Here is a 13,324-nt window from a genome sequence, read left to right as displayed (position 1 = left end):
CCTGCTGCCTTACAGCTTAGCCGAGAGGGCTGCTACGCGCTCGGATGGTCTAAGATGAACGAGACGGAGCGACCAAAGCTCAATAAAATGCTCTGCTATTTCCGGTTTCGTCAGCGTGGTGCCGCCCAGCTCATCGGCAAGCTCGTCCAGCGATTTTTGACCGTCTGAATGCTCGAGCATAAGGAATATTTCCTCCGGTATCGCTTTTTTGTACTTATCGCCAAAATGAAGTCGGACTTCATGAAGCGTGCGTTTCGTCCCGTCAGCGGAATAGCCGATCGATTTTTTTAATTCGGAATTGACCAGCCTCGTCGGTACCATATGCAAATAATCGGCCTTATCTACTTCCTTCTTGTCTACCATATAATCGCCGATAGCCAAGTAGTGGATATTCGTCGTCAGGAAGCTTGCGATGGCATCCTCCTCCGAGTCTACGATTGGCTCTACATTGTTATTGAACGACGTGTTCAGCAAAATCGGCACCCCGGTCAGCTTGCGGAATTCATTAATGAGCTCCCAATACCGTTCATTCGTTTCCTTGGAAACGGTTTGAATGCGTGCCGTGCCATCCACATGGGTAACCGCTCCAAGCAGCGGCTGCTTATCCTCTTTCGTCATCAGTACGAAATTCATATATGAATAAGGCGCTTTCGTCTGCGGCATCTCGTAGTAGTCGCCCACATGCTCTTCTAAAATAGATGGCGCAAACGGCCGATATCCCTCACGCTTTTTCACCATCTCGTTAATAATGCTCTTGTTCTCCGCTGGCCTTGGATCAGCAAGAATGCTGCGGTTTCCTAGCGCGCGCGGACCAAATTCGGCACGACCTTGAACCCAGCCGAAGACGGCCCCTTCCGCTATTCGCTTGGCTGTCTCTTCAGCGATATTGTCCACCTTGCGGAAGCTGACGAAACGTTCCCACCGTTTTAAAATGTGCTCCAAGCCCTCATTGCCTTGAATTTCGCTTCCCCAATAGAGATGCTTCAGCTTCTCCAGCGGCTTGTCAGGCGCAAATTTATTGGATACGAACAAGGCGCCGCCCAGCGCATTGCCCGCATCATGTGCAGCAGGCTGTACAAAAACCTCTTCGAAAAGCCCAGCATATAATACTTTTCCATTCATCGAACAGTTATGCGCTACACCGCCTGCCATGGCAAGCTTCGTATGTCCGGTTGCCTGCTGATAATGCGTCAGCATATGCATGACAATCGTTTCGAGCGCCTCCTGCAGGGAGGCGGCCAAATCCATATGCTCCTGAGTGATTGGCCCTCCCTTCTTTCTTGGCGTCATAAAATCGAAAAGCGCAGTAGACCAGGCCAAATTGATTTTGAACTTGCCTTCGGGAAGCAGGACATACGCTTTTCTGAGCATCCGTCTGAATTTGCTTGGATCGCCATACGGCGCGAGTCCCATTACTTTATATTCATCGTGCTGGTGATAGCCCAGCATGCGGATAACCGAAATATAGAAGGAGCCTAAGCTGTTGGCATTGGTGATGCGGTCAAGGATTTTGAAGCTCGTACCTTCGGAGCTTATAATATAGCCGGCATAGCCCTCCTGCGATTCTCCATCAATCGTAACCGTTAGACTTCGATCAAAGCCTGACATGAAATGTGCGCTGGCTGCATGGCAGATGTGGTGGTCAACAAAAACGATATTATTCGAATCGTATTTCGTTCCGTCAATCTGGTAAAAGAAATCTACCAGCAGCTCTCTCGTATTTTTATGCAGAGAATCACGATAGAAAAAATCATCCCGCACAAGCAGGTCGGTTTCCTGCTCTCTCGTCGTAATGACTACTTTGTCAATATCCGCAAACGTAATGCCTAGCCGCTTCAAGCATAAATAGATCGTCTGCAGCGGCGCCTTGCCGGTATGCTTCACTCGATTCAGCCTTTCTTCCTCTGAGGCGGCAATCACCACCCCGTCTTTAATAAGAACAGCAGCCGAGTCGTGTGCAATTCCGCCGTTTCCAAACACCTTCAAATCCTCATGCGGCAATTCTATGCCGCCATTAAGACCTAATACGAGCATATTCATCCTCCTACCTATTCACTTTACTTGGTTTGCCTTCCCCGCTTTTTAATGCAGCCTTTAAACGGTAGCCAGAGCAACGGTTTCAAATGGCCGTAAATGAATCAGCCGCAAAGACCATAATTCGATCACTTCGTCTACGATATCCTCTTCCGACTTCCCGCCGCATCCAGCAAGCTCAATCAGCTCTGCCAGCGTCTTCTCCCCGTCAGATTGCTCTAGCAGATCGTACATCTCTTCCGATAAAGCTGTCTTATATTTATCCCCAAAGTGGAGGCGTATTTCGTAAGCGGTTTCCTTGTTTCCTTCTGCTGTATAGCCGACCGACTGCTTCAGTTCTGAGCTGAATGGACGCTTTGGCACAAACTTCAAAAACTCTTCCTTGCCGACCGTTTTTTTATCGATGACGTAGTCTCCGATAATCAATGTGTTAATGTTGGTTGTCAGGAAGCTGACAATCGCATCCTCTTCCGAATCGACAATCGGTTCCGCATTGTTGTTAAACGATGTATTCAGCAGCACCGGCACACCCGTCAGCTTGCGGAATTCATCAATTAAGTGCCAGTACTTCTCGTTCGTTTCACGAGATACCGTTTGGATGCGCGCCGTGCCGTCAACGTGAGTAACCGCGCCAAGTAGCTCCTGCTTGTCCTCCCTCGTCTTGAGCACGAAATTCATGTAGGAGTAGGGGGCTTTCGTCTGTGGCAGCACATAATAATCGTCTGCATACTCTTCCAATATGGAAGGGGCAAACGGCCGGTAGCCCTCCCGTTTTTTCACCATTGCATTAATAATGCTTTTGTTTTCCGCTGGACGCGGATCAGCCAAGATGCTCCGGTTGCCTAGCGCCCGGGGGCCAAACTCCGAGCGTCCCTGCACCCAACCGATAACCGCTCCCTCCGCAATAAGCTTAGCCGCAACTTCGACAACACGATCCACTTTGCGATATGTAATGAATCGCTCCCACTGCTGCAAAATTTCGAGAACGCTGTCATTGCTCTGAATGGCGCTTCCCCAGTAGAGATGCCGCAGCGTTTCTGTCTGTGTGCTAGGAGCCAGCTTGCGGGACTGCAACAGTGCTCCTCCCAGCGCATTGCCCGCATCATGGGCGGCAGGCTGTACAAACACCTCGTCGAATAAGCCAGAGTACAAAATTTTCCCATTTAACGTACAGTTGTGCGCTACGCCGCCAGCCATGCACAGCTTCTTGCGCCCAGTCGCCTGCTGATAATGGACAAGCATATGCATGACGACGTTTTCGAGCGCTTCCTGTAGAGCAGCCGCGATGTCCTTGTGCTCCTGTGTAAACAACTCCCCCTTCATCCGCGGGCTTGACATTGAATCCATAAGCACATAATAGAAGCTTCTATTAAGCTGGAATTTTCCTTCAGGAAGCAAAGTGAAGGCTTTCTTGAACAGCCTTCTGAATTTGGAAGGATCTCCATATGGAGCGAGTCCCATTACTTTATATTCATCATGAGTCTTATAGCCGAGAAATTCGATAATCTGCGTATAAAAAGAACCTAAGCTGTCATCGTTGGAAATATGGCCGAGCGGTTTGAGCGAATCTCCATCAGCATCAAGCACAATTCCAGCATTTCCTTCCAATGAAGCACCATCTATTGTAACGATGAGCGCTTCTTCAAACCCAGACATATAATAGGCGCTTGCAGCATGGCAGTAGTGGTGATTTTCAAACACCACATTCTCTTTTTTAAAATCCGTATCAAAAAATTGCTTTAGTCGCTCGACCACCCACGCCTGCGGATCGCTGTAAGGAAATTGCCGATACTCATGTCGGTGGGTTGTCATCTCGTATTTAAACTGGGTTTCCGAGTAGAAATAGACGATTTTGTCCACATCGTCCAAACGTATTCCACCCAGCTCCAGACAACGGCGAATTGATAAAATAGGCATCTTCCCTGTGTGCTTAATCCGATTCAGACGCTCTTCCTCATAGGCGGCAACAACTTGCCCATTTTCAATTAATACGGCTGAAGCATCATGAACCTCTGAATTCAATATGGTCGTTATAAACCCGTCCTCATGAGGGAAATCGATCCCCCCGCTAATGCCAAGTATCCTCATTATTTCACCTTCCTTATTTCTTCAACATTTTGTGAGCGGCCACGTTGGCGCCAGCTCCTAGCACTCAAGCTTCTTGCTGAAGTTCCTGTGGAATCCACTCCTGGGTTCGCTTCTGCGTGTGATGCAGGCGGCTGTATGCGCCTCCAGCTGCCAGGAGCTCGTCATGCTTGCCCTGCTCCATAATCCTTCCACGGTCAACGACTACAATCGTGTCCGCTTGCTCAATGGTGGACAGCCGGTGGGCGATGGCAATCGTCGTTTTCCCTTCCATCAGCCGCTCGATTCCTTGCTGGACCGCTAGCTCTGAATCGCTGTCCAGTGCCGATGTTGCCTCGTCAAGCAGCAAAATAGGGGCATTTTTCAATATGGCTCGGGCAATGGCTATTCGCTGCTTTTGACCACCGGACAGCCTCACGCCTCTTTCACCAACCACAGTGTTGTAGCCATCTGCCTGTTCCGTAATAAAATCATGGGCAAATGCTGCACGCGCTGCCTCTATAACCTCGTCAGTCGTGGCGTCCATTTTTCCGTAGCGGATATTTTGCTCAATCGTTCCTTCGAACAGATACGGGTCCTGGGAAACGTAGGCCATCTTATTCCTAAGCTCCTCAAGCGAATAATCTGCAAAGCTTTTGCCCGCAATTTGAATATCGCCTTCCGAGAACGGATAAAAGCCGAGCAGCAGCTTCATTATGGTGCTTTTGCCGCCCCCGCTGGGCCCTACAAGCGCGACAAGCTGTCCTTTGTCCACCTGAAGATTCAAGCGGTTTAGCACATTTTCGTCTTTGTGGTAGGCAAACGATACGTTTTTGAAATTCAGCATATTGTCTTCGTTTGAGCTTGCGACAGCAGCTTCCTTCGAGACAGCTGCGTATCGCCCAGGTTCTTCTGCCACATCCAGCAGGTCAAATACCCGGTCAGCCCCCGCCAGCGAGGATTGCAAATTGGCCCAGAAAACACCTAAATTGCGGAAGAGATTCGTTACGTTCTCCAGCAGTAAAATAACCCCCAGCAAGCTGCCGATTGTCAGCTGGCCGTTAATCAGCATAAAGGCTCCAATAATAAAGGCACCGCCATTATTGATCCAAAGCAGAAAATAATTGGTGCTTGTTAAATAGGCGCTTTTTTTCGCTCGCATTAAAAACAAGTCGGCAAGCCGAGTCGTCGTCTCCTTGTACTTGCGATTCATCCCATCGACCATCTGAAACGTTCTGCTCACCTGCGTGCCAGCAACGAGATTCGTTAACCGCTCAAGCTGAACACCGGACTGCTCCTGAATTTCGGTGCTGATCGTTCTAAACGGCTTTGCGTATCTTGCATTCACATACGTAGACAGCAGTCCTAAAAAAATCATGGCAACAGCGAATCTCCAGTCCAGATAAAACATAATAACGGCTGATATTGTCCCGGTAGCCATTAAGGAAAGAAGCGTAAGTGCTTCTCCAGAGAAGGCATTTTCCATTGTCTGCAAATCATTTGTAATTCTGGACAGGCTGTCACCGCTATGGCTGTTCTCGTAATAAGTAACAGGAAGCTTCTCCATATGATGAAAGACGCGAAGCCGCATGCTGTTCATGATCGTCTTGACCGTTTTACCGTACCAATATTGGAAAAGTGGCGTTAGGATGCACATAGCAACGACGATGAGCATGAACTGGATGCTAAGCGTCATAACCGCATCCATATTCTTCTCCGTTATCGCATCGAGAAAAGTAGAGACCAGCATGGCTGTAATAATCGATACGCTTGAGCTCATGAGACCGAAACCCAGAAAACTGAGAATAAAAGATAGTTTACGCCGACCAAGCAATCGGGCAAGTCTCGCGATTTGTTGTTTATTGCTTTTTTCCAAGCAACTACGCCCCCTCTTGACCAAGCCCGTACGGCTGGTCTCCACGATTGCTTGCCTGATTGTTGTATAGACGATAATAAGTGCCGTTTTTGGCAAGCAGCTCTTCATGTGTGCCGCTTTCTTCAATTCGCCCCTCGTTCAGTACAAAAATGTGGTCTGCATTCATGACCGTAGACAAGCGATGTGCGACGACCAAAACCGTTTTGTTTCGCATAATCCGGTTAATGGATTGTTGAACAAGCTGTTCAGATTCGGAATCAAGTGCCGAAGTCGCCTCATCCAGCAGCAAAATGGGAGCATCCTTTAATATGGCCCTGGCAATCGCTATCCGCTGCTTTTGTCCGCCTGATAGCTTTACTCCCCGTTCACCGACAAGCGTATCGTACCCTTGTGGAAGTACCCGTATAAATTCATGGATATTAGCAAGCTTAGCTGCGCTTTCTACGTCTTCCATGCTGTAGCCGTCATCCGTGCACGCAATATTTTCAGCGATGGAGCCTGGAAAAAGGAATGTATCCTGCGAAACATGTGAAATGAGCGCCCTTGCGGATGATAGCTTCCAATCAGTGAGCGGCTCGTTGTACAGCTTGATTTGTCCACCCTTATAATCATAAAAGCCGGTGATAAGTTTAAAGATGGTCGATTTGCCTGAACCGCTTGGCCCAACTAGGGCGACCGTTTTACCTTGCGGCAATGTAAAGCTGACCTCGTCAAGCACCTTCGAATGTTCGTCATAGGAAAAAGTAACCTGTTCAAATTCAAGCGCAGGAGCTGACGACGAGAGGTTTTCCGGCTGCTTGCCATCCATCCGTTCTGTTTCAGCATCGAGCAATTCAAACAGATGATCGACAACGCCAGCTGTTATTTTGAATCGGCTAATCTGATTTGGAATTTCTCCCATCCCGGACACGAGATAATTGATGAACTGCACAAACGCGATTAAAGCGCCTATTAAAAGCTGTCCTTGGCTAACCAAATATCCACCGAACAGAAAGAACACAACCAGCGGAGCCGTTCGGACAAATACACTGAGTGCCCCAATAGCAGCAACGCGTTTCTCGATTTTCAAAAAATGTTCAAGCAGCTTGTCAAGCAGCAGCTGGCACTTTTGATACACAACCTGTACCAGATTGTAAGACTTGATCATATAGATCCCGCCAATTGTATCTTGAACAACTGTGCTCATCTGAGCCATGCTTTGCTGCACATCTGCCGCATATTGATTTAACGGGCGGCTGATTTTTTCACTCAAAAAGGTCATAAACAGCAACATGCCGAAGCAAAACAGCGTAAGCTGCCAATTCATATAAAACATAGCCGCTATACAGGCAACGACCCTGACAATATGAAAAATAAGAGCGGCAAAATCATTGTAAATATATCCTTCAATTTGATTGATGCTGTTCGTCATTCTGGAGCTAAAGTCACCCGAGTGGCGAGCTTCCATATACGAAATAGGGAGTTTATTAATATGCTCGCTAACTTTATTTTTCAAATCTCGGGTTACAAAGGCGCTGTAGCGTCCCGATGAATAAACGCTGAAAAAATTCACAATGATGCCTGTCACTATAAAAAGGAGGATTAATTTTACAGCCTGCATCACACCATCCATATCACCCGTCTGGGTGGACGAAAATAAAAGGTTAATAATGTAGATGAGCAAAATATCATTTGCCGCTATGATGATCGTGCTTATCAGCTTGAGCGCTATCCAAAACCGATAGGGCTTAAGAAAAACAAACAACCGGCGCATCGAGACGAAAGCAGAGTTACGACTTGCTATTTGCATAATTGCCCTCCACTATAGGGTAATATCGCCGCACAGAGCCCCGCGAGCGGAGAAAATTAATGATCTTGCCCTTCTACTAGCTTTTGTACGCCGTCCTTAAAGTGGCCCAAGGTAGCAAAATGGTCGATAATTAAAATTTCATTTTCAAACTCGACATCAAATTCATTTTCCAATGCGACGATTAATTTAACAAAGGAAATCGAGTTTAGGCCCACTGTTTCTAAATCTGATTGCAATACACTCTCATCAATAGTCAACAGCTCAATATTTTTTTGCAAAATTTCATTAAACCTCGCATTAAAATCCGCTACTTTTACTTCTCCACTCATCATTTAACCTCCCTAAAATCGTTCATTTTCACTTACAAGGCTGCCTTAAATCATTCCTCCATCGACAATAATCGTCTGTCCATATATGTAGCTTGCATCGTCAGAAGCTAGAAATAAGGCTACCTTTGCAATTTCATCAGCCTCGCCTAACCGGCCGCAGGCAATTTTATCGACAAAATGACGGCGCACGCGATCGGGAACTTTCCCGAGCATATCCGTAACGATGTATCCTGGTGCAATGGCGTTCACACGGATGTTTTTTCCAGAAACTTCTCTTGATAGTGATCGAGTCAAGCCAATAAGGCCCGCCTTGGACGCGCTATAATTCGTCTGACTTGAGGCACCCGCCAATGCGGAAACGGAGGAAATATTCACGATGACTCCGCGCCTCTTGCTGATCATCGAAGGCAGCACTGCTTTGCAGCAATTGTAGGCTCCCTTCAAATTTGTATTAATGACCTTATCCCAAGAGGCTTCCTCCATCAGCATCAGAAAACCATCTTCCGTTACGCCGGCATTGTTGACCAGCACATCAATTTTCCCAAACTCCTGAACAGCCTCCTCGATTACAGCAAGCGTATTCATATGATCGGACACGTCTAGCTCAAACGCCTTCGCCTTGCCCCCATTTTCCTGCAAGGAAGCTTCCAGCTCCGCAGCTTCGTCCTCACTGCTTTTATAGGTAAAGAGAACGGTAGCCCCTTCGCTAGCAAAAGCTTGTACGATGGCGTATCCGATTCCTCTTGCTCCTCCGGTAATAAAGACGACTTTATCGGCAAATTTCAATGGCTCACCTCCGGACCGTTCCAAGGATGACGCTGTGCAAGCATCCGTTGACATCATATCCATTTACTAATAAATATTCGTAATCGCCTAAACGTGGCTCATGATGGACGATATCCAGCTCTAAAGCGGCATCCGGCTCGGTGCAGCCTGCGGTTAAAGGCATGCTCCCTTTGGCAATGGCAAGAGCCCCTGCTGCAACATTCAGCATAAACGAGGCGCCAAGCGTTTCACCCGTTGCTCCCTTAATCGAAGAAACCGGTATGGAAGCGGCACGCTGCCCAAAAACTTCATGAATGGCTTTGGCTTCTGCCCTGTCAGTATAACGTCCGCCTCCGGCAGCCAGCAAAATGCCATCAATAACGCTCGGAGAAATCGAGGCATGCTTGAGCGCCATATCCATCACACGAGCGAATTGCTTAAAATCTGCATCGGCACGGTCTTTACCTAGGTATCCGCTGCCGATTAAACTTGCATATCCAATAACCTCGCACACGATGCGTTCTGGACTGCGAACCAAGACGCTCTCGGTCTCAAGCAGCAATGCAGCGGCACCCTCGGTCATTCTCGTACCGCTTCTATTCCCGTCCAGAGGCTGGCACAAATAGTTTTCATCCTTAGTTGTATAATCCTGCTGTTGAAAGGAGTCAAGCAGCTCTTGGCAATATTCCTCTACTCCGCCGCATAATATCGCATCCGCCTTGCCGCTTTTGAGCAGATCAGAGGCATAGGCAATCGCATTGCTGCCCGTTAACACGGTGCTCGCGCCCTTTAGCTTTAAACTCAAGCAAACATGTCCGATTCCCGAGTTGTATACCGTACTAGCGAATACGGTCGGACTAACCATATCGACGCCACCTGACAAAATTTGATTGCTGAGGGCCAGGTTAGATACCAATGGACCGTATCCCGTTGTAAAAACAGTACCAATTCGGTTATGATCCAGTTGCTCCTGCTCGATCAAAGCTTCATCCAGCACTTGTTTCGAAGCGCTCATGGTCAACCGGGAAAACCGATCCATCCGTCTAGCGACCCGGTTTTCAATATTTTGTGGAATATCCACGGGCAGCTTAAGCTCATCCGGCCTGATTCCCGCCTGTGCGTTTATGCCTTCCCAATATTCATCTGCACCGGACCCTGCACAGCTTATCGCTCCTACAGCCGTAACAAATATTTTATGCATATGGATTCTCCCAAATTTATGAAATTATGCTCCAAGCAGCTAAACACCGCTTGTTTTAATCGGAATAGCTTAAGGTCAGCATCCCGGAGGCGACAACTTTATCTCCGACTGAAGCCGTACATTTGATCTGGTGAAAGGTATGGAAAGACTCGACTAACTCTGCTTCTACCGCAAATGTATCGCCTGGCACAACTGGCTGTAGAAACTTGATTTGGTTAACTGCACTTAAATAAAATTTGTGGGCTGCCCCGCTCTCCCCGTTGTAAAAAATAAATCCGCCGACCTGCGCCATCGTCTCAATCATGAGAACGCCTGGATAAATAGGTTCATCCGGGAAATGTCCAACTGTCCAAGGCTCGTTATAGCTTATGTTTTTGTAGCCTTTGGAGCGCTTCATATAAAGGGCCTCGGTAATTCGGTCTACCATCACAAACGGGTAGCGATGAGGCAAGCCTTTTGCAATATCAATGGTTTCCATCCATGACAGCTCCCAGCATGTGGTGTGTATAAGGAAAATTCAAGCCGATAGATGCTTAGACCTTTCCAACAACTATACTTGCAGAATGGCCGAAGAAAGCGTATGAGTTGGACATCGCATATTGGATCGACCGTTCCTCATAGTTCCCTTTAACAATCTGGAGTTCCTGAAAAGGTTCAGGCTGCTCCTTCAGAAATGCAGTTGGAGGCACAATGCCGCGATCTATAGCGAGCAAGGTTGCCGCCAGCTCAACGCTTCCCGCAGCTCCCAAACAATGTCCGGTAACCGCCTTCGTTGAAGATATCATAACCTGGGACTGCTTCTCCTCGGTTCCAAAAACTTTGGACAGCGCTCGCATTTCCATTAAGTCATTCAGCTCCGTCGCTGTTCCATGGGCATTAACATAATCAATGTCACCTGGCTCTAAACCGGCATCCTCCAGAGCCATCAGCATCGTCCGCACAGCCCCTTCCCCTTCGGGATCGGGACTTGTAATATGATAGGCATCATTGCTTAAGCCGTATCCCAGCAGCTCGCCGTAAATATGGGCTCCTCTTGCCTTCGCTCCATCAAGCGTTTCCAAAATAAAGACCGCCGCTCCTTCTCCCAGTGACATGCCATCCCTGTTCTTATCAAACGGCACACAGCCACCCAGGCTCATGGACTGGAGACTGTGAAACCCGGCAATATAGTTGTCCGATAAGGGCTCTGCCCCAACAACGACCATTAAATCCGCTATTCCGTTGCGAATGGCGTCAAGAGCTATTCCTGCTCCCGCAGTTCCAGCGGCGCAGGCCGACATCGTTGTGTAGGCTTGGCCCCTTATATCTATATACGAAACAATATGTGAGAGCAAAGATGGAATTTCGATCAGTCCATCGGGATCATTCCACTTCTGCTCCCGGTTATTTTGAATGTATCTCATCGTTTTAATATGGCCGGGCACAGATTCTGAAAGGGACAAGCCCGCTCTAGTTTCCAGCTTGCTGATGTCCTCCTTCGTCAGCCCGCTGTCTGCCAAAGCTTCATCAAGTGCGGCATACGTCATTTGAACGGCCCGCTCATCCTCTTCCATCTCTCGATACAGCTCGTCAACGCTGCCAGCGACCTCGCCACTAACGCCAAGCTTTTTCAGCTTTTCATGAGCCCGAAGCCCGCTGGCACCATTCACAATCGACTGGAAGAAGGCTTCTCTGTTAGAGCCGCCTGGCGCAATGATGCCAATTCCGGTTACTACGGCTTGCGGTCTGCTCATCGATTAATCCCCGATCGTGCTGCGGATAATATTCGCTATGGAACGAACGCTTTTGAAAACGGACATATCGCTGCTTTGCGGCTTAACGCCAAAAAGCTCCTTCAGTCCAACCGCAAGCTCCAAAGCATCAACGGAATCCAGGTCTAGCCCTTCTCCCTGTTCATTAACATCAAAAAGCGGATCATCATCGTTGATTTCTTCCGGGGAGATATCCAGTCCAAACTTAGTAACAATCATGTTTTTAATTTGATTTTCAATCGATAGCTGTACGTTTTCCATTGTTTCAGCTCCTTTATTGGATAAAAGATTGCATGTCATTCCAGAGGCAGCATAAATAGCCGTCAAAATATAAAGCGCTTTCATTGTCTAGGGATAGACATTGCTCGGCACTCACTCCTCAAATGGAAATGACATAGGCAGTGCAGCTTAAAACAGCAGGCTTCAATAGTACAAACTCATCTGGATGAATGTGCGTTAGAAAGGAAAACAATAGGTGTGGGTGGGTTGAGAGAAGATCATTCATAGTTGAATGTGTCGCTAAAGGAGTGGACGACTATATCTCTTGAGGAATGCTGCTTAACGAAGATGCGGTCGTCGATGCAACCAATAGCGCCGTTAATAAAGTTATACCATAATTCTATGTTTTTTTACAATATTTATTTTTATGTACATATTTAGATTTAAGTTACAAATCATGTAACTTTTATTTGTCGCTGATGCTGTCATCACGTTCTAATTTTGGCGAATAAATGCCGATGTTTAAATGAAATCGCTCTAAAAATTGCTGATACTAGTCGTTCCGCACTTAATAAGCGTGCAAAAATTTTGAAACCCATTTCATTTTACAAGAGATACTATCGGACCTTGGAGTGATATGCTTAGCTGCGTGAAGGCAAAAAGACGCTCTAGAGGGGGCGGAATATGCCTAGGGGCATGCCCACTTACGGTGGAAAAAACGGAACTATTCCCAATATACCACAAACACCATCCACATAATACCATAAAAATACGTCATTAAATCACCCAAAAATTGGACATTTCAAGCGAGTTTCAGGGGTTACTCCCTGCACAATGATAGACTTGGTGGACACAGCAGCCGCTATTCCTACCAAATCACGGGTTTGGCACATTCTACGGACTCAGGAGCCGCTAATGCGCTGCCAAAAGCCATTTTGACTAGATTATAGGGCAATAGCGGCTTTCCTGCTCTTCTGTCAATAGAGTGGACACGCCCATTATGCTATTTTTTCGTAATAAAGCTGTTCGAAACGCAAGGGTGACATATAACCAATTGTGCTGTTTGNTGCTCTTCTGTCAATAGAGTGGACACGCCCATTATGCTATTTTTTCGTAATAAAGCTGTTCGAAACGCAAGGGTGACATATAACCAATTGTGCTGTTTGAGCGTTTGCGGTTATAAAAGAATTCCAGATACCGATACAACTGCTCATAGGCTTCTTGCTTGGTCTTAAATTTGGGATTACAGTAAATCAATTCACGTTTTAGGATACTGTGAAAGGCTTCAATACAAGC

General features: G+C 47.3%; 11 protein-coding genes. All 11 read right to left on the bottom strand.

The features are described from left to right. Positions 1–9: 9 nt before the first annotated feature. Entirely contained in the window at positions 10–2,034 is a 2,025-nt protein-coding gene (locus ASF12_RS23545) for a carbamoyltransferase family protein (RefSeq protein ID WP_056040177.1), read from the bottom strand. A gap of 60 nt (positions 2,035–2,094) precedes the next feature. Then, positions 2,095–4,122 carry a carbamoyltransferase family protein gene (locus ASF12_RS23540; RefSeq protein WP_056040175.1) on the bottom strand — a complete coding sequence of 676 codons (2,028 nt, stop codon included), beginning with the start codon at positions 4,120–4,122 and terminating at the stop codon, positions 2,095–2,097. 64 nt (positions 4,123–4,186) lie between these two features. Then, positions 4,187–5,974, bottom strand: a complete 1,788-nt coding sequence (locus ASF12_RS23535) for an ABC transporter ATP-binding protein (protein ID WP_056040174.1) — start codon at positions 5,972–5,974, stop codon at positions 4,187–4,189. 4 nt (positions 5,975–5,978) lie between these two features. Beyond that, a complete protein-coding gene (locus tag ASF12_RS23530; protein WP_056040172.1) occupies positions 5,979–7,763 on the bottom strand; it encodes an ABC transporter ATP-binding protein in 1,785 nt (594 codons plus the stop codon). Between the two features lie 56 nt (positions 7,764–7,819). Continuing rightward, the gene (locus tag ASF12_RS23525; protein WP_081418995.1) at positions 7,820–8,095 is read right to left on the bottom strand and encodes a phosphopantetheine-binding protein; all 276 of its coding nucleotides are present in this window, start codon (positions 8,093–8,095) and stop codon (positions 7,820–7,822) included. Between the two features lie 42 nt (positions 8,096–8,137). Next, complete coding sequence (gene fabG, locus ASF12_RS23520; protein WP_200931664.1) at positions 8,138–8,878, bottom strand: 3-oxoacyl-[acyl-carrier-protein] reductase; 741 nt, start codon at positions 8,876–8,878, stop codon at positions 8,138–8,140. A gap of 4 nt (positions 8,879–8,882) precedes the next feature. Then, positions 8,883–10,058, bottom strand: a complete 1,176-nt coding sequence (locus ASF12_RS23515) for a beta-ketoacyl-[acyl-carrier-protein] synthase family protein (RefSeq protein WP_056040168.1) — start codon at positions 10,056–10,058, stop codon at positions 8,883–8,885. A gap of 55 nt (positions 10,059–10,113) precedes the next feature. Continuing rightward, positions 10,114–10,536: a 3-hydroxyacyl-ACP dehydratase FabZ gene (gene fabZ, locus ASF12_RS23510; RefSeq protein WP_056040166.1), complete on the bottom strand. Its 423-nt coding sequence runs from the start codon at positions 10,534–10,536 to the stop codon at positions 10,114–10,116. 55 nt (positions 10,537–10,591) lie between these two features. Beyond that, positions 10,592–11,791, bottom strand: coding sequence for a beta-ketoacyl-[acyl-carrier-protein] synthase family protein (locus tag ASF12_RS23505; protein ID WP_056040164.1), 1,200 nt, complete (start codon positions 11,789–11,791; stop codon positions 10,592–10,594). A gap of 3 nt (positions 11,792–11,794) precedes the next feature. Further along, a complete protein-coding gene (locus ASF12_RS23500) occupies positions 11,795–12,070 on the bottom strand; it encodes an acyl carrier protein (RefSeq protein ID WP_056040811.1) in 276 nt (91 codons plus the stop codon). A gap of 1,056 nt (positions 12,071–13,126) precedes the next feature. Further along, positions 13,127–13,324, bottom strand: a 198-nt coding sequence (locus ASF12_RS23495; protein ID WP_155973409.1) for an IS3 family transposase, incomplete at its 5' end; no start/stop codon positions are given.

The sequence above is a fragment of the Paenibacillus sp. Leaf72 genome, from assembly GCF_001422685.1.
Taxonomy (GTDB): Bacteria; Bacillota; Bacilli; order Paenibacillales; family Paenibacillaceae; genus Pristimantibacillus.
Note: the sequence above shows the minus strand (reverse complement) of the source record. Positions and strands in the feature narration are given on the sequence as shown.

Excerpts from the sequence above, each read along its gene's own strand:
- ASF12_RS23545 (WP_056040177.1), bottom strand. The coding sequence starts at position 2,034 with ATGCTCGTATTAGGTCTTAATGGCGGCATAGAATTGCCGCATGAGGAT.
- ASF12_RS23540 (WP_056040175.1), bottom strand. The coding sequence starts at position 4,122 with ATGAGGATACTTGGCATTAGCGGGGGGATCGATTTCCCTCATGAGGAC.
- ASF12_RS23530 (WP_056040172.1), bottom strand. The coding sequence starts at position 7,763 with ATGCAAATAGCAAGTCGTAACTCTGCTTTCGTCTCGATGCGCCGGTTG.
- ASF12_RS23525 (WP_081418995.1), bottom strand. The coding sequence starts at position 8,095 with ATGATGAGTGGAGAAGTAAAAGTAGCGGATTTTAATGCGAGGTTTAAT.
- ASF12_RS23515 (WP_056040168.1), bottom strand. The coding sequence starts at position 10,058 with ATGCATAAAATATTTGTTACGGCTGTAGGAGCGATAAGCTGTGCAGGG.
- fabZ (WP_056040166.1), bottom strand. The coding sequence starts at position 10,536 with ATGGAAACCATTGATATTGCAAAAGGCTTGCCTCATCGCTACCCGTTT.
- ASF12_RS23505 (WP_056040164.1), bottom strand. The coding sequence starts at position 11,791 with ATGAGCAGACCGCAAGCCGTAGTAACCGGAATTGGCATCATTGCGCCA.
- ASF12_RS23500 (WP_056040811.1), bottom strand. The coding sequence starts at position 12,070 with ATGGAAAACGTACAGCTATCGATTGAAAATCAAATTAAAAACATGATT.